Source organism: Microbacterium murale (assembly GCF_014635185.1).
GTDB classification, from domain to species: Bacteria; Actinomycetota; Actinomycetes; order Actinomycetales; family Microbacteriaceae; genus Microbacterium; species Microbacterium murale.
The window spans coordinates 843,894-860,675 of sequence record NZ_BMCM01000001.1; the positions used below are offsets into that span (position 1 = coordinate 843,894).

At 68.2% G+C, this 16,782-nt stretch carries 16 protein-coding genes; 5 read left to right on the forward strand and 11 right to left on the reverse strand.

Annotated features, from left to right (window positions below):
- Nucleotides 1-171 precede the first annotated feature (171 nt).
- Together IEV67_RS04075 and IEV67_RS04085 are read left to right on the forward strand one after the other, a co-directional pair.
- Complete coding sequence (locus tag IEV67_RS04075; RefSeq protein WP_188435276.1) at nucleotides 172-1,209, forward strand: hypothetical protein; 1,038 nt, start codon at nucleotides 172-174, stop codon at nucleotides 1,207-1,209.
- A gap of 102 nt (nucleotides 1,210-1,311) precedes the next feature.
- A complete protein-coding gene (locus IEV67_RS04085; RefSeq protein ID WP_229702711.1) occupies nucleotides 1,312-3,093 on the forward strand; it encodes a beta strand repeat-containing protein in 1,782 nt (593 codons plus the stop codon).
- 256 nt (nucleotides 3,094-3,349) lie between these two features.
- Here IEV67_RS04085 and rplI read toward each other — a convergent pair whose 3' ends face one another.
- The 10 genes from rplI to IEV67_RS04135 form a co-directional block, all read right to left on the reverse strand.
- Nucleotides 3,350-3,802 (reverse strand): 50S ribosomal protein L9, encoded by a 453-nt coding sequence (gene rplI, locus IEV67_RS04090; protein WP_033105628.1) that lies wholly within the window; start codon nucleotides 3,800-3,802, stop codon nucleotides 3,350-3,352.
- A gap of 11 nt (nucleotides 3,803-3,813) precedes the next feature.
- The gene (gene rpsR, locus IEV67_RS04095) at nucleotides 3,814-4,068 is read right to left on the reverse strand and encodes a 30S ribosomal protein S18 (protein WP_017829850.1); all 255 of its coding nucleotides are present in this window, start codon (nucleotides 4,066-4,068) and stop codon (nucleotides 3,814-3,816) included.
- Nucleotides 4,069-4,129: 61 nt separating this feature from the next.
- Nucleotides 4,130-4,639 (reverse strand): single-stranded DNA-binding protein, encoded by a 510-nt coding sequence (locus tag IEV67_RS04100; protein WP_033105627.1) that lies wholly within the window; start codon nucleotides 4,637-4,639, stop codon nucleotides 4,130-4,132.
- 5 nt (nucleotides 4,640-4,644) lie between these two features.
- Complete coding sequence (rpsF, locus tag IEV67_RS04105) at nucleotides 4,645-5,013, reverse strand: 30S ribosomal protein S6 (RefSeq protein ID WP_188435278.1); 369 nt, start codon at nucleotides 5,011-5,013, stop codon at nucleotides 4,645-4,647.
- A 117-nt stretch (nucleotides 5,014-5,130) separates the two neighbouring features.
- Nucleotides 5,131-6,093 (reverse strand): cation diffusion facilitator family transporter, encoded by a 963-nt coding sequence (locus IEV67_RS04110; protein ID WP_188435279.1) that lies wholly within the window; start codon nucleotides 6,091-6,093, stop codon nucleotides 5,131-5,133.
- 112 nt (nucleotides 6,094-6,205) lie between these two features.
- The gene (locus IEV67_RS04115) at nucleotides 6,206-7,615 is read right to left on the reverse strand and encodes a DUF6716 putative glycosyltransferase (protein WP_188435280.1); all 1,410 of its coding nucleotides are present in this window, start codon (nucleotides 7,613-7,615) and stop codon (nucleotides 6,206-6,208) included.
- Nucleotides 7,612-8,484 (reverse strand): N-acetylneuraminate synthase family protein, encoded by an 873-nt coding sequence (locus IEV67_RS04120; RefSeq protein ID WP_188435281.1) that lies wholly within the window; start codon nucleotides 8,482-8,484, stop codon nucleotides 7,612-7,614. Before IEV67_RS04120 ends, IEV67_RS04115 begins: the two co-directional genes overlap by 4 nt.
- A gap of 71 nt (nucleotides 8,485-8,555) precedes the next feature.
- Nucleotides 8,556-9,854, reverse strand: coding sequence for an acylneuraminate cytidylyltransferase (locus tag IEV67_RS04125; protein ID WP_188435282.1), 1,299 nt, complete (start codon nucleotides 9,852-9,854; stop codon nucleotides 8,556-8,558).
- Nucleotides 9,851-11,209 carry a polysialyltransferase family glycosyltransferase gene (locus IEV67_RS04130; RefSeq protein WP_188435283.1) on the reverse strand — a complete coding sequence of 453 codons (1,359 nt, stop codon included), beginning with the start codon at nucleotides 11,207-11,209 and terminating at the stop codon, nucleotides 9,851-9,853. The genes IEV67_RS04125 and IEV67_RS04130 overlap by 4 nt, the downstream gene beginning before the upstream one ends.
- On the reverse strand, nucleotides 11,206-12,186 hold the full coding sequence (locus tag IEV67_RS04135) for a glycosyltransferase family 2 protein (RefSeq protein WP_188435284.1): 981 nt from the start codon (nucleotides 12,184-12,186) through the stop codon (nucleotides 11,206-11,208). The genes IEV67_RS04130 and IEV67_RS04135 overlap by 4 nt, the downstream gene beginning before the upstream one ends.
- Nucleotides 12,187-12,429: 243 nt before the next feature.
- Here IEV67_RS04135 and IEV67_RS04140 point away from each other — a divergent pair, with 243 nt between their 5' ends.
- The 3 genes from IEV67_RS04140 (at nucleotide 12,430) to IEV67_RS04150 (ending at nucleotide 15,455) form a co-directional block, all read left to right on the forward strand.
- Nucleotides 12,430-13,584, forward strand: coding sequence for a hypothetical protein (locus IEV67_RS04140; protein ID WP_188435739.1), 1,155 nt, complete (start codon nucleotides 12,430-12,432; stop codon nucleotides 13,582-13,584).
- 441 nt (nucleotides 13,585-14,025) lie between these two features.
- On the forward strand, nucleotides 14,026-14,376 hold the full coding sequence (locus IEV67_RS04145) for a PadR family transcriptional regulator (RefSeq protein WP_188435285.1): 351 nt from the start codon (nucleotides 14,026-14,028) through the stop codon (nucleotides 14,374-14,376).
- Nucleotides 14,376-15,455, forward strand: a complete 1,080-nt coding sequence (locus IEV67_RS04150; RefSeq protein ID WP_188435286.1) for a DUF1700 domain-containing protein — start codon at nucleotides 14,376-14,378, stop codon at nucleotides 15,453-15,455. Before IEV67_RS04145 ends, IEV67_RS04150 begins: the two co-directional genes overlap by 1 nt.
- 27 nt (nucleotides 15,456-15,482) lie before the next feature.
- Here the strand turns inward: IEV67_RS04150 and IEV67_RS04155 are convergent, their stop codons facing one another.
- Entirely contained in the window at nucleotides 15,483-16,781 is a 1,299-nt protein-coding gene (locus IEV67_RS04155; RefSeq protein ID WP_188435287.1) for a nucleotide disphospho-sugar-binding domain-containing protein, read from the reverse strand.
- Nucleotide 16,782 lies beyond the last annotated feature (1 nt).

Consider the following 16,782-nt stretch of genomic DNA (forward strand, 5'->3'; position numbering starts at 1 on the left):
TACAACCTGGGGAGAAGTCAAGCCTGATTTTTCCCGGGCGCGTCAAGTTGGGCTCGCGCGAGAAGGGGCCGGTCAAACCTCAATTAGCTCTGGACACGGTTCTTCGACACGAGTAAGTTCAGGCAGGACGCATTCGCGTCGAGAACGTTCCTTTCGGAGGGGGAGGTGAACGTGGCCGTTGCTGCATCCCGTCGGATCTTGAGCGGCATCGCCTGGGTCGCCTTCGGCGTGCTCGCGTGGGCGACGTTCACCGTCCTGATCGGCGGCAGCGCCGCACATGCCGAGGAAGAACCCGAAACTCCACTCGGCACTCTCACCTCGCTCGTCGGCTCGACGGTGGAAGAGGCGGCCTCGCTCGCGACTCCGCTCGTCACCGACGTCGTCACCCCGGTTGTCGAGACTGCGGTCGCGCCCGTCGTGCAGCAGACGGCGCCGCAGGTCGTCGAAAGCGCTGTCGAGACCGTGCAGTCGACTCCGGTCGTCGGTGATGCCGCTCAGCCCGTTCTCGACTCGGTCGCCCCGGTCATGACCGATACCGTCGAGACCGTGAGCTCTCCAGTCACCGACGTACTCCAGAGCGCCCCGGTGGCGACGATCACCGAACCGGTTCTGCAGACGCTCTCCGGCGTCGCAGGCGGAGAGGTCGGCGAGCTCCTCACCGATCTCGGCGTCACCGGTGCGGTTCGAGAGGTCGCCGGAGCCGTTGATCGCACCAGCGACCTGCTCGGCGGCACGGTCGAAGCCACAGTGCCTCCCGTGCTCGGATCCCTGAATCCGCCTGTGACACCCGATCCGCCCGACGCACCCGACACGGCACCCGTGTCAGAAGCGCCCGATCATGCGGTCGATTCGGATGCTCCCGCTTCCGTGCGCGTCGACGACACGGTCGTCCGCGCTGCTTCCGAAACAAGCACCAGTCGGATATCGGCTCGCCTCTTCGAACAGCTCAGAGCCGCAGCATCCGATCCTGACATCGCCGAACAGGACTCCGCCGTCCCCACGCGACCGCACGACGCCCCTCAGGCGCCGCCGGCCGCGCCGTCCGGGACCTCGACCGCCGCCGGATCCAGTGGCGGCTCACACAGCGACGCTGCCCGCCTCGACGACTCGGCAGCCGACCCGCTTCGTGCCTGGAAGCGAACTCTCGGCGCACTGGATGACGCACTGCCGTCATCACCGGTCGCCGACGCCGACGTCTCTCCTGACTGACCGGGGTCTCGTCATCCCTCGTGGATGACCGACGTGTGCTGCGCGCGCACATCTGATCGCGCGCATCCAACCGACCCCATTTCAGTCAGGAGCTGAATCACCATGCATAAAATCATCAAGCACGCCCTCTGGGGCGTCGTGGTAGCCGGCGGGATCACCCTGCTCGGCGCCACAGCCGCCAGCGCGGCAGAGACCGACGGAGAGGACGGGATCCTCTCCGGAACTCAGGCGGTCATTCCCCTCTCGGTACCCGGCGACGTCGTCGGCAACGCGGTCTCGGTGCTCGGCACCTCCTCCGTGGAGGCACCGGCGACTGCACCCGCAGCACCGGCACCAGCACCAGCGGCACCAGCGCCGGCACCTGCGCCGGCATCGGAGGCCACGACGAGCGGCGCGGAGGGCGTCGCATCCGGTAGTCAGGCCGTCGTGACGGTCGACGTCCCGGTGACCGTCCAGGACAACGCGGTGAGCGTCCTCGGCTCATCTTCAGCAGCCGCCCCTGCCGCCGCTCCCCAAAGCGATGACCCCCAGTCATCGCCGAGTGCGGCTCCCCAGGCCGATGCTCCGGCGGCAGAGGCGGCACCCACCACCACATCGGGCATCGATTCGCTGCTCGGCGGCACCCAGGGGCTGGTGCAGGTGAACCTGCCCGTCACGGTCACCGGCAACGGTGTCGCGGTGCTCGGCGACAGCGACGTGACGGCTCGGGAGGGCGCGACGGCACCGGTGTCATCGACGGACGGTCCGTCGATGTCGCCCACACCGGATGCTGTCACCGACGGGTCCGATTCGATCGCCAGCGGCACACAGGTCGTCGCTCCGGTAACCGCACCGGTCACGGTCGGCGGCAATGCGATCAGCGTGCTCGGCACCAGTGACGTGAGCGCAGGCGCGCCCGCGACCACGGGGTCGGCCACGTCCGCATCATCCGCTGCGGCCGGGACCTCTGGGGCGTCATCGATTCTGCGTGGCAGCCAGGTGGTCGCGCCGGTGACGGCACCGATCTCGGCGGTCGGCAACGCCATCAGCGTCGCCGGCACCAGCGCTGTCACGAGCGGCGGGACCGCTACCCCCGGGGACGCCCATGCGGCACCGGCAACCCAGCCGAACACCGACGGAACCGATGGCACCGCCAGCGGCACCCAGGTCGTCGCACCCATCACCGCCCCGGTGGCAGTGACCGGCAACGCGATCTCCGTCCTCGGGGAAAGCGCAACCACGACCGACGGGACAGCGGGAGACAACGGCACGGCACCGGCAACCCAGCCGAACACCGACGGAACCGATGGCACCGCCAGCGGCACCCAGGTCGTCGCACCCATCACCGTCCCGGTGGCAGTGACCGGCAACGCGATCTCCGCCGTCGGGACGAGCGCAGTCACCGGAGGTGGTGCATCCAGCATCCCCTCGACCGGCGGCACCATTCCGGCGGGCGGGGCGCAGACCGACGGTACTGGCTCGCTGCTCGGCGGAACTCAGATAGCTCTGCCGGTCACCGCACCGATCACGATCGGCGGCAACGCCGTCGGCATCATCGGAGACGCGACAGTCACAACCCCGGGAACGGACCCCGGTACCGACCCCGGGACTGATCCTGGCACCGACCCTGGAACCGACCCCGGGACGGACCCCGGGACGGACCCCGGGACGGACCCCGGGACGGACCCTGGAACGGACCCTGGAACCGACCCCGGCACCGACCCCGGGACCGGGACTGACCCTGGAGCCGCGTCGACCCCGAGCGGTCAGGCCGGCAACGTCGTGCAGGCAGACGGTGAGACACTCGCCGCGACCGGAGTGGACTTCCCGTTCGCCCCGGCGGCGCTTGCGCTCACGATGCTGCTGATCGGAGCCGGACTGCTGCGCCGCCGCATCGCGGCGTGACCACCGCCGACAGGCCGGCGGTCGCACAAGCGGTCGTCGGTGTGTCGGAGTGCGTGCAGAGGAAGCTCAGGCATCCCCTCCTGAGCGCTTCACGCTGCGGATGTCTGACGCAGCCCTTCTGCTAGACGCACATGGCCGGATGCCCCGGGTCCCCAGCCCGGGGCATCCGATGCGCCGTGAACCGGGAGACGGACGCCTCAACGACGGATGCCCCGAAGTCCGAAGACTCCGGGGCATCCGAACGATGCAGCGAGCGCTACTTGGCCGCGACGACCTGAAGGGTGATGACGGCCACGACGTCTTCGTGCAGACGCACGGTCGCCTCGTGGTCACCGGTCGACTTGATCGGCGAGGTGATGGTCACCTTGCGCTTGTCGATCGTGCCGAGACCGGCAGCCTCGACAGCGTTCGCGACGTGCTCGGTCTTGACAGAACCGAACAGGCGTCCGGCGCCGCCGGCCTTGACGGCCAGACGAACCTTCGTGTCCTCGATCTTGTCCTTGAGAGCCACAGCCTCGTCGCGATCGTGGATCGCGCGCGACTTGCGTGCGGCCTGGATCGACTCGACCTGCTTTGCGCCACCACGGGTCCACGCCGTAGCGAAGCCCTGGGGGATGAGGTAGTTGCGGGCGTACCCGTTCTTGACCTCGACCACGTCGCCGGCGCTTCCGAGCCCGGCGACCTCATTCGTGAGAATCAGCTTTGCCATGTCGATACCCCTTAGCGGCCAGCGCCGGCGTAAGGCAGGAGCGCCATCTCGCGTGCGTTCTTGATCGCCGTGGCGATCAGACGCTGCTCCTGCACCGAGACACCGGTGATACGACGGGCGCGGATCTTGCCGCGCTCCGAGACGAACTTGCGAAGGGTTGCGACGTCCTTGTAATCAATGACGCCGACCCGGATCGACTTCGCGGGAGCGGTGGGCTTGCCACCCTTCCGCGGCTTGCGGCGGTCGCCGCTCGACTTTCCAGCCATGGTTATTCCTTATTGATGAGCGGATGCCGGGCCTCTTGCGAAGCTCGGATCCAGAAGTTGTTCAGAATGGGGTGTCGTCGCCGAAGCTGCCCGGAGTGCTCCAGGCATCTGCGCTGGTCGAGGAACCGGGCGTTGACCACGGCTCCTCCGACACCTGCTGCTGCTGCGCTGGACGCTGTCCACCGCCGCCGCCACCGGCACCGCCGGAAGCGGCACGGGTGACCTGTGCCGTCGCGTATCGCAGGGACGGGCCGATCTCGTCGACCTCGAGCTCGATGGCCGTGCGGTTGTTACCCTCACGGTCCTGGTAGGAACGCTGACGAAGACGACCCTGCGCGACAACACGCATGCCCTTCGTCAGTGAACCCGCCACGTGCTCGGCGAACTCGCGCCACACGGACGCACGGAGGAACAGCGCATCGCCGTCCTTCCACTCGTTCGCCTGACGGTCGAAGGTTCGCGGCGTCGATGCGATGGTGAAGTTCGCCACCGGCAGCCCGTTCTGCGTGTAACGCAGCTCGGGGTCGGCCGTGAGGTTTCCCACCACGGTGATGACGGTTTCGCCGGCCATGAGCCTTAGGCCTTCGCTGCCTTGGCAGCCTTGCGAGCTGCCTTCTCCTCGGAGCGCTTGGCTTCGAAAGCGACCATCGCCTGAGCTTCTTCTGAGCGAAGAACCTTGGTGCGCATGATCTGCTCGTTCAGGCCCAGCTGGCGGTCGAGTTCCTTCGTGGCATCGCTCGTCGCGGTGAAGTTGACGACGGCGTAGATGCCCTCGGTCTTCTTCTGGATCTCGTATGCAAGACGGCGCTTGCCCCAGATGTCGACCTTGTCCACAGTGCCACCATCGTTGGTGATGACCTTGAGGAACTTGTCGAGCGTAGGGGCTACCTGGCGCTCGTCGATCTCGGGGGTCAGAATGACCATGAGTTCGTACTGGTGCGTCACTTACCCACCTCCTTCGGACTAGAACGGCTTCCGGGCATTTCCCGAAAGCAGGAGGGTGTGTGCACGTGCCCGGCCGTGCGCGCAGGATGCACGCAGAAGACAGACAACCTGGACAGTCTAGCTGATTCTCGCCTCGGGCGCGTCCGGTCGCCCGACATGACGGACGGTCTCACTGAACTTGAGCGAAGGCTCGTCGTCGACGGACAGCGAGAGGACGACCGTCTCGACGACCGGACGCGCCTCGATCTGCCGTTCCACGTCACGCAGACGCCGCGCGACATCATGCTCGCGTTCGTCGCCGGCGAGGTCGATCTCGGCCACGATGAACAGGCGGTTCGGTCCGACGTACTCGATGTGCAGATAGGTGACGCGTTCGATCGCGGGGGCGGCGAGCAGCGCGGTGCCGACGCGCGATCGCAGCTCGGGCGACGCGCTCGTTCCCACGATGAAGGCGAGATTGCGTCCGATCAACAGAACGGCCACGACGGCCAGGAGGATGCCGACCAGGATCGACCCGACAGCATCCCAGGCGGCGACTCCGGTCATCTGGTGCACCGCGATGGACCCGCCGGCGAGCGCGAGGCCGATGAGCGCCGCAGCATCCTCGAAGAAGACCGCCCGCAGCGTCGTGTCGCTTGTCTCGATCACGAAGTCCCATGTCGAGCTTCCGCGTTCGCGGGCGAGGCGGCGCGAGCGGATGAGCGCCTGCGTGAACGACGCGCCCTCGAGCACGAACGCCACGGCGAGAACGATGTAGGCGACGAGGGGACTCTCGACCGGCTCGTCGGATCCCAGTTCCTGGATGCCGTGCATGATCGACACGATCGCGCCGGCCGTGAAGATCCCGAATGCGGCGATCAGCGACCAGACGAAGGCGCTGCGACCGTATCCGAGCGGATGCCGTTCGTCTTTCTTGCGTGCGCCCTGCCGGTCGGCGATCAGGAGGAAGATCTCGTTGCCGGCATCGGCCCACGAGTGCGCCGCCTCAGCCACCATCGATGCGGATGCCGTGATGATCGCGGCGACCGTCTTGGCGACCGCGACGAGCAGGTTGGCGAGAAAGGCGATGAGCACGGTCACGCGGACAGGTTACGCCCGCCGGCGGCACGAGACCGAGTTTCCCGCACGAGACCGCGCTGGCCGGGCTCGGTCTGGTGTCGCAGACTCGGTCTCGCCCGAGGATGTCAGCGGCTCAGCGCCGAATCGGGTCGTGATGCGGCGTCGGCTCAAGCGTGTAGTCCGTGGTCGCATCCGACCAGGTGTCCTCGCCGGCCTTGCCGCGCGCCCGCCGCATCGACAGGATGCCGTTCACGAGCGGCGCACCGACGCCCAGCGCAACGCTTCCGAGCAGCGAACGATCCTCGCCCGCGAGCACGCTCTTGCGGTGCCACGCCGCGTGGAGCGCGCCGCCACGACCCGTCGGCACGACCTTCGCGCGTAGGCGTCCTTCGCGGCGCAGCGCGACGAGCTCCTCGACACAGCGCCACCAGTTCGTGTGCGACTGCGGATGGAAGTAGTTGTCGCGCTGCCAGCCGGCGAGCGGATGCCGGAACCTGCGCCCGACGACCTCCTCGGCCCCGCCCAGCAGACCGCTGCCGGTGAACACCGTGTTGAGCAGGGCCTTGTGCACACCGAACATGTCGAGCGCGATGACGGGGACCTTCTGCGCGAGCGCCTCGATCGCCGCGGTCGAGCTGACCGTCACCAACCCCTCGGCACGTGCGAGCGCCGTCGACATCGGCTCGTGGGAGATGACGAGGTTGTCCGGGCGGCGGGAAAGCAGATCGGCGTACGCGTCGCGCTCGAGATGAGCCTCGGCCTCGCCGGGGCGTGAGCGCAATTTGACGACGACGCGCTTCGCCGGATCCGCGACGGCCGCGAGGCGCAGCATCTCGGCGATCTGCTCGCGCTCGTGCCGCGCCGCCGGCACCAGTGCCTGGGCGGCGAACACGAGATCCGTCCCGCCCTGTCTTGCGATCGGGGCGGGGGCTGGTCGGGCGGCTCGTGAGGCGCCCGACGTCGATACACCGACCAGTTCGCGCTGCTCGACGCGAGCGGACGCTGCCGTCACAGCATCCGGCGCCATCTGCGCGAAGGGAAGGGTCGCAAGCGCGGTCGGCACCTGGATGCCGATGCGACGACCGAGCTCGGCGAAGGCCCGCTCCTCACGGTGCGAGTGCACGACCATCAGGTCGCTCTCCCGCCGGTACTCCAGCGCCCCGCGCTGCGCGGGGATCGACATTCCAGGCAGCCCGCTCACCACGATGGGTCGCCGAGCCAAGCGGTCGATCTGGCGTGCGATCAGCCGCACGAACGGTCCGCGTCCGGAGAGCACGACCACGTCGGGCTGATGCCCCCTCAGCCATCCGTGCACCTCGTCGAAGCCGAGGCGGGTGACGTCGGCATCCGTGAAGCTCGTCCCGGTGAGCGCCGTGCGCTCCTGCGCGGCACTCACCGTGAGCGGCGTGCGCACCAGCAGCATGTGGCGGCGGATGCCTTCTACACCCGACAGCAGCGACGCCGACCATTTCACGAACGAATCGGCATCCGCGATCGCGACGACGCGCAGCTCGGTCGTGCTCATGACCGTGTTCATGCTCATGCCGGAACGCGACGCAGCTTCGCCATCGGGGCCTGCTCGCCGGGGAAGACGCGCTTGACGCCGTCGCCGAGTGCCGTCTCGATCACGCGGATATCGCGCACGAGGTGCGAGAGCCCTGTGGGCTCGAGCGATGCGGCGTGGTCGGAGCCCCACATGGTGCGATCGAGCGTGATGTGCCGTTCGACCGCGACCGCGCCGAGTGCGACGGCGGCAAGCGATATCTGCAGACCGCGCTCGTGTCCGGAGTAGCCGATCGGCACGCCGGGGTAGCGGTCGCGAAGCGTCGTGATGACGCGGAGATTGGCCTCCTCCGGCTCCATCGGATAGGTCGATGTCGCGTGCATGAGTACGACCCGGTCGGTGCCGAGCGTCTCGAGCGCACGATCGATCTGCTCGATCGTCGACATGCCGGACGAGAGGATGACGGGCTTGCCCGTCTCACGCAGCGCAGTCAGCAGCTCGAGGTCGGTGACGCTCGCCGAGGCTACCTTGTGCGCCACGACGTTCAGTTCTTCCAGAAACGCGACGCTGGGCACGTCCCACGGCGAAGCGAACCAGTCGAGTCCGCGCAGCGTGGCGTGGTCGCCGACCTCCACGTACTCGTCGCGGCCGAACTCGACGCGGCGGCGGTAGTCGAGGTAGGTCATCGTGCCCCACGGCGTCTCCCGCGGCACGTCGCGCATGTGCTCGGGCGTGGAGATCTCCGGAGTGCGCTTCTGGAACTTCACGGCATCCGCGCCGGCGTCCGCCGCGACGTCGATGAGTCGCTTGGCGATGTCGACGTCGCCGTTGTGGTTCAGGCCGATCTCGGCGATGACGTAGGCGGGTCGACCGCCTCCGATGACGCGTGATCCGATGCTGACAGTCATGATGTTCCTCCAGTCGTCGTGCCCCTCATTCCTGAGTACGCCGCGACTGTGAACACCGCGCGAACCCGGGGTTACCGGGGTTGGTCGGCTGTCAGAACGCGCTCGATCAACTCGCGCACCGCGCCCTGCCCACCCGACTTCGCCAGCACGACTCTCGCCGCGGCGCGCACCTCGTGGTGTGCGTTCGCGACGGCGACGGGCCACCCGACGATCCGCATGGCGGGCAGGTCGTTGACGTCGTTGCCGAGATAGGCGATGTCCGCGAGGGCGATCCCGTTCTCCGCGGCCCACGCGGCGAGCGCCTTCTCCTTGTCGTCGATGCCGTGCAGCACCGGGACATGGAGCTTGTCGGCCCGCGCCCGCACGACAGGATTGACCTCGGTGGAGAGGATGAGCATCGGGATGCCGGCACGCCTGAGTCGCGCGACCCCCATGCCGTCTTCCCGGCTGACACGCACCTGCTCTCGGCCCTCGGCGTCGACCAGCGCGGTGTCGTCCGTGTGCACGCCGTCGAAGTCGGTGACGACCGCCTTCACCGCGATGCTCTCTGGCTGGTCCACGAGGACGGCGAGAGCGGATGCCACGGCGAGCTGCTGATCGTCATCGATCTCGATCGCCGTGCGCTCTGGCACCTCGACGATTCCGATCCGGCCGAAGAAGCGGTGGCCCGCCCGGCGGAAGCCGTCTGCCTGGAACACGTAGAACGCGCCGGTCTCGAGGTAATGCGGCTCGCGATCCTGGCGGCGGGGGCGGTGTGCGGCGTCGTGGTTGATCGCCTCGGCCGTCGGGCCGCCGCCGTCATTCCCATCGTTGCCCCCACCGGAATTGCCCCCACCGGAATCGCCTTGCCGCCAGAGGAACCCGTACGTCTCGTGCGCCGAGAACATGCTGTCGTATCGGCCGGAGCGCACGTCGTCGACCGCGACGTCGATGCGGTCGCCGGGGATGAACGGCGACGTCGCCTGGATGAAGACGACGACCGCCACCTTCTCCCCCTCGTCTTCCAGGGCGTCGAGCGCGTGCAGCACGGCACTCTCGGAGGACGCGGTGTCACCGGAGATCTCGGCACGGCGGCGGATGACGCGCGCGCCTGCCGCGGTGCTGAGTTCTGCGATCTCGTCGTCGTCTGTGGAGACGACGACGAGGTCAACCTGGTCTGCGGCGGCGGCTGCCCGCACGGCCCGCTGGATGAGCGGGATGCCGCCGATGCGGCGAAGGTTCTTGCGCGGTACGCCCTTCGACCCGCCGCGCGCCGGGATGACCGCGACGGTGAGGCCGCTCGCGCGCCACTTCGCGGCATCCGCGGCATCGATCGGTGGCGCGGACGCCGAAGAGTGGCGCGCCTGGTCGTCATCGACGTATCGGGTCATAGTCCGCGCGCCACCTTCCAGATTCGTGCGGCGCGTCGGCGCGCACCTCGGATCGTAAGCCGGATCTCCTCTGCCCTGCCCACTCCCCCGGCCGAGCGCAGTACGCGACGCACGATCGGCTCCGCGGGAGCGCCGGGGAGCCGGAGGTGGAGGAGCCGTTCCCGAGCGAAGTAGCGGTCTCGCTCGACCTGGTCGAGCCGGCCGAGCAGCTCCTCGGCCCGAGGCCGAAGGTGTGCGGCGATCTTCGGCTGCATCGCATACCCGACGGCGTCGATCAGCAGCTGCAGCTGCGCCGGTTCGCGATGGCGATCGTCCGCACTGGTCAGCGCGTCGACGATCGTGGCCGGCACGCGGTTGCTGTTCTCGAACGGGGTGAGCCTGCGCAGCACGGTCTGCGTTCCCGACGACTCGATCGGACGGTCGAACAGCGCCTGCACGGTCGGGAGCGCGGTCGAGAACCCCGCGACGACTCCGGCGACGTCGAGGCGTTCTGCGACGAGCTCGGCCGACTCGACGCCGCGGTACTCGACGAACTCGGCCCCGTGGCGCTCGGCCCGTTCCCGCACGGCGTCGGTGACCAGGGGCGGCGCGGACGGATGCGGCTTGAAGACGATGCGCCGTGGATTCCACGCTGCCGCCCGATCGATCATGTCGCGCTGCATCGCGATCTCCTCCGCAGGCGACACGAGGCCCAGTGCAGACAGATACTGCCCCAGCACCAGCACGCTCGGCGTGCCGTCGACGAGAGCGTCGAGCTGCGGGTCTGCCGCGCTGGTCTCCCGCAGCACCTTCCGGAACGCGGCCGGCGGTACCGGCATCCGCTCTGCGCCGCCTCCGCCGGTACCGCCGAATACGAGCGGCTCCACGCCGGGGACGACGTCGGCATACACGACACGGCCGACCCGCTCGACGACGGTGCGCGGAAGCTTCACCCGCATCGGCGAGTACGTCATCAGTCCGTCGCCGATGATCGTGATGCGGGCGTTGGGGAACAGCGAGAGCAGCGTGCGCGCCGGGGCGACCTGCGGGCTCTGCACGAACAGCTCGAGGTCGTCGTCGAGGCTCCAGGCGCGGGCGAGGAGACGGTTCAGGATCGGGAGGTCCGCCGCGACAGGATGCCAGGAACTCGGATGCTGTGGCGAGAGGATCTCGTCGAGAGGCTCGATGCGATCGAAGCGCGCGCACAGCGACCGGAGGTTCGACTGCTCGTGGATCGCGAGGCTCGTCTCGGGTATCCGTGCGGAGTTCACCGGTACGAGCACGCGCTCCTCGCCCGCCTCGATGATTCCCTCATCGAGTGCGGCTGCCGCCGTCGTGAGTCCATACGCGCTGTGCAGGACGAAGAGCTGGGTCATCTCGCGTGTCCCGCCTCACGCAGCGTCCGCGCGAGCACGCGACGCTTGGATCCCTCCAGACGGTCGAGCGCGTGTGCGACATCTGCCGGGTCGAGAGTGGCGAGCAGGTCGCGGATGCTGCCGCGCATCTCGCGCCGCAGCGACGGCGTCATGCGCCGGGATCGCACGATGTGATGCGAACTCAGCGCGAGGGCCGTGCGCACCACCTTCGGCATGAAGCGGTGTGCCTCGGCATCCTGCTCCACGGTCTGCACCACCTGCGACAGCGCACGCGGGAAATCGAGCTGGCGCCGGTCGCGCACCTGGGTGAGCGAGGTTGCTATGCCGCGGCGGTAGAGCAGCGTCGGGGCGTCGACGACGGCGAACGACGCGGCCTGCAGGTGCAGCCGCCAAATCCACGGACGATCCTCGGCGGTGAAGAGTCCCTCGGGGAAGGCGGCGAGGCCCTCCTCGAGGATGCGCCGGTGGAAGATGCCCGCCCAGGCGTACGGATAGTCGACCATCGTGGTGTCGTCGGCGGGGAGGATCGCGTCGCGTGGCGATGCCACGACTCCCCGCCAGGCGAATGGGGCACGCACGATCTTGCGCGCGGATCCGGTGACGCGCACGTGATCGGTACGGAGGAAGTCGCATCCGAGTTCGCGCATACGCGAGGCGAGCACCTGCAGCCGGCGCGGCTGCATCCAGTCATCTCCGTCGATGAAGCAGAACGCGTCACCTTCGACGTGCGCGAGTCCCTGGTTACGCGCGGTCGCCAGCCCGACCGGTCGTGGATTGACGAGCACCTCGGCGCGCGCGAAGCGCTCCGCGTAACTGCGCATCTGATCGCCGGTGCCGTCGCTCGAACCGTCATCCACCGCGACGAGCTTCAGCGCGGACGGATCGTCGAACTGCCGCAGCAGCGTCTCGAGGGTCGTGCCGATGTAGGGCGCAGCATCCTTCGCGGGAAGGATGACGGTGACGAGCGGTGTGCGCACTGGGCTCCCGGTGGGTCGGTGGGCGTCCGGAATGCTCGCACTCGCACCTTGCCGTGTGGTGGCGCCGGGGTGAACGGCGGGTATCTGGGCCCGCGTGTTCGAGAGGAGCACAACTGCTCGGGAGGAGAACTCCCTGTCGGGAGGAGAGATACCCCGCAGGGCTCCTCCCGATGGGGAGAAGTCCTCCCGGGAGCGCGTTGAAGAGCACGTTGCACGCGCCCGGGTTAGCGTAGGCGAGTGAGCATGCCCTCTCCGCAACCGTTGAGCTTCGACGCCCGCGCCCTCACCGAGCCTGTCGACGCGCGTGCGGTGCGCGCCTTCAGCGCCGCAGCGCGTGCAGGAAACACCTCGTCGACGTCCGCGACGAAGGTCATCACGATCGTCGTCGTGTCGTTCATCGGCCTGGTGTTCCTGACCATCCTGATCCCCACCGTGTCTTTGCTCATGGTTGGTATCAGTCGAGGCGGGCCGCTCTTCCTGCTGTTTCCCGTCGTGATCATCGCGGTGATCGTGGTCGGCGGAGGGCTGCTGGTCTGGTTCTCATTCCGCAACCGCAGACTCATGAACTACCGCCTCAGTCGCTTCGCTGCGGCGAACAACATGACCTATGCGGGTGAGATCGACGACCCACCGCTACCAGGCATGATCTTCACCCTCGGTCGCGCCCGCAAGGCGGGGCAGCTCGTCCGCGGGCACAGCCCCCGTTTCGTCGAGTTCGGTAACTACCAGTACACGACGGGTTCCGGGAAGAACTCGACGACGCACAAGTGGGGCTACGTCGCGGTCAAGCTCGATGTACCGCTGCCCAACATCGTGCTCGACGCCCTCGGCAACAACGCCGTGTTCGGCACGAACCTGCCGGCGTCGTTCCAGAAGGAGCAGAGGCTTTCGCTCGAGGGCGATTTCGACAAGTACTTCACGCTGTACTGCCCGGCCGGCTACGAGCAGGATGCCCTCTACCTGTTCACGCCCGACATCATGGCGCGCTTCGTCGACAGCGCCGCACAGCTTGACGTCGAGATCGTCGACGACTGGCTGTTCCTGTACACGAAGCGCGAAGCGTCGACGCTCGATCCGAACACGTGGGCGTGGTTGTTCGGCGCTGTCGGTGCGCTCATCACGAAGCTCGACCAGTGGGCCAGGTGGCGTGATGACCGGCTGATCGCAGAGCAGGGCCGCACGTACTCGCAGGCCCAGGCTGCTGCTGCCGCCGCTGCGTCCTCCGGCCCGGTGCCCGCCGCACCGTCGCTGCCGTTCGCAGCCCCGGTCGGGATGCTGACACCGCCGCCCGGCGTCGCGCAACAGGGCAGGCGTCTGAAGCGCAGTGGACGCTGGGTGCCGATCGTGATCGTGGTGGTCTTCGCGATCGGATGGTTCTGGCTGCGCACCCTCAGCTGATGGGCTTTCAGGGTGAGCGCTGTCTGGGGAACCGCGCTCACCCCATCCCCCCTGGGACCGAAAGAAGACGTACTCCCTCCGAACGGACGGCTGCGCCGTCCGACGCCTGAAATCAGCTGGGGGCTGATCATTCATGGCGTATGCCGTGACGGTATCTCGAACGAGGTTGCACGCAGTTGCAGACTCAGCTCGGGTCGAGCAGCCTGCAACCAACACCGAGTAGACCTCCCGCACCCGGCCGCGCTGCATCCCTCATACCGACGCCCCCTCCCGCCGTCCACGCCCCTCCCCAGCGACGTGTCTGCAAGGGGGCCTCGGCGAGAAGAGGGGGCGTCGGCGGAGGTAAACGGATGCGGGCACAGCGCGCGGGACGCGCCAACATTACGTTTCGCACACTACTGCGCAGTGCGTGGTAGTGTGCGATGCATTGAAGGGGGTCCTGTGGATACGACGCAACTGCTCAAGGGCGTACTCGATGTGGCGGTGCTCGCCGTTCTGCGGCAGGAGGACGGCTATGGCTACGACATCGTCCGCCGTCTGCGCGACGCCGGGCTCGGAGACGTGGGGGACGCCTCCGTCTACGGCACGCTCCGTCGCCTCTACGCCGCCGGCTCGTTGTCGAGCTACGTCGTGCCGTCCGAGGGCGGCCCGCACCGCAAGTACTACGCCATCAACCCGCAGGGCGTGAAGTCGCTCGATGCGCAGACCGCCAGCTGGGCCGAGTTCGCCACGGCGATGAGTGGTCTGCTCACACCCGCCCGCACCGCATCCCGCACGATCGGAGAGAAGTGATGAACAGCCTTGAGACCTCGCTCGATGAGCGCATCCGCACATTCGCCGACGCCGTGCGCGCTCACCTGGACGACCTCCCCGCAGATGAGGTCGACGACATCATCGTGGGACTCACCGCCGACCTCGCCGAACAGGCGGCGGACGCGGGCGGAGTACTCGAGCTCGGTGATCCGTCCGCCTACGCCGCAGAGCTGCGATCGGCTGCGGGCCTGCCTGACCGGTCGGATGCTGTGAAGCACGAGACCGTGCGCGAGAGAGTGTCCCGACGCCTCGGGTACATCGCCGACAGCATCCGCCGCAACGCCTTCGGTGTGTGGCTGCTCGACCTGCTCGTCGCCCTGCGTCCGGTCTGGTGGGTGCTGCGAGGCTTCGGAATCTACGGGGTCGCACACGCACTGTTCGGGTCGCCGTCGTTCGGCGGCACCGGATCGGTCCTGCCGGACACCCTGTTCGGATGGCTCATCCTGCTCGCGATGATCATCGTCAGCGTGCAGTGGGGTCGCGACCGCTGGCTGCCTCGGAACGCGCTGCGGCACATGCGCACCGTGGCCAGCGTGATCGCGGTGATCGCGCTGCCGTTCGCCCTCGCCTCGGTTCTGATTCCGCGCGTCGAGTACGTCGACAACGGCGCCTACGAACAGCCCGGCCTGCTGCTGGACGGGGTTCAGGTCGGCAACGTCTTCGCGTACGACGAGAACGGCGAGCTCATCGAGCGCGTGCAGCTTTACACCGACCGTGGAACACCGCTGAACCTGTTCGGCGGAACGATCGAGGAGGGCGTCGACGGCACATGGCAGGGCTTCGGGTGGAACGGTGACGACCCTGTTCGCGTACCGTTCCGCGATGCCCGTGAGGCAGAGGTCTGGAACATCTACCCGCTCAAGGAGGGCAAGGTCGATCCGAACACCGGCAAGATCCGTACTTCGACGGTCAGGGATGCGGCCGCACCGTTCCTGCGTGCACCCGGCCTCATCACGCCGTCAGCAACGCCTTCACCGACGCCTTCGCCAACGCCCTCCCCGACGCCCTCACCGACCGAGGCTCCGATCGACGGGGTCACGCCGACGCCGGAGCCGTGACGATCGCGGCGGGTGAGCGCGCCATCGTCACCCGGCCGCAACCCATTCCCGCACCGAGGCGTCGAGCACGTCCCCCAGTGTGCTGAGTGCATCCGTGTCGCGCATCGCAGCGCCGATCCGCTCGGCGTTCTCGCGATAGGCCGGGTCGTTGAGCACCTTCCCCACGGCATCTCCGACCTGATCAGGGGTGACGGTGCTCGCACGCAGATTCACCCCGGCACCAGACCATCCGACCCTCGCCGACACCTCGACCTTGTCCTCGGTCTGACCGGCGACGACGATCGGCACGCCGTGCGCCAGCGCCTGCTGCACTCCGCCGTACCCGCCGTTGGTCACCATCACATCGACCAGCGGGAGCAGGCGATCGTACGGAAGGTAGTCGGCGACACGGACATTGGCGGGCAGGTCGCGCGGGAGCGCATCGACGGGCCGACCGCCGGTCGAGACGACGACGAGGACATCGGATGCGGCGAGCGCGCTGATGGTCGGCAGCACCACCTGCCCGAATTCGGAGTTCGCGATCGTCCCCTGCGTGACGTGCACGACAGGCCGTGAGCCGTCCAGGTCCGACCACCAGGCGGGCAACGTGCGATCGGACTTCGGTGATGGCAGCGGCCCGGCGAAGTGCACGGTCGCAGGCAGATCGGAGCGGGGATACTCGAACTCCGGCACGGTGAACTGCACATAGGCGTCGGCGCGGCCTGCCCAGTCGAGCACGAATCCGCCGAGTTCCCGGCCGACCTCACGTCGCGCCATGTCATCCGCTTCTCGTTGGATGCCGCCGAAGATCGCCCGTTCGGCGATGGTCCGCAGCACCGCGTTGCGCAGTCGGCCGATCGGCCCGGCCATGGGAGTGACGCCGAGACCGAACGGGGCGGCGTCACGGCTGCGGGCACCCAGCGGGAAGATCCCCAGCACCACGACGGGCGGGCGCTCACTCGGCGGCAGCAGTTGCAGCAGCGCTCCCCCGACGAACAGCGGCTCCGTGAGAACGGCATCGACGTGACCGGCCGCCAACTCGGCCCGCACCGCCGCCAGCTGCGTCGCACCCGGTCGCACGAACAGATTGCTCATATCGAACCGCAGAGCGGCGGGACCCGTGAGCCCGACCCGCTCGGGGAACGCAGCGTCCGCGTCGTCGAGGTCTATGTCGGCCTCACTCGGCAGCGCGACGAAACGCGCACCCGCCGCCGCGACGTCTGCTGCATATCGGGGACTGGTGAGGAAACCGACCTCGTGGCCGCGCGCGATGAGGTGACGGGTGATCTGCAGCAGTGGCATGACGTGGCCATGCGCTGGCGTGCAGGTGATGAGGTAACTGGACATG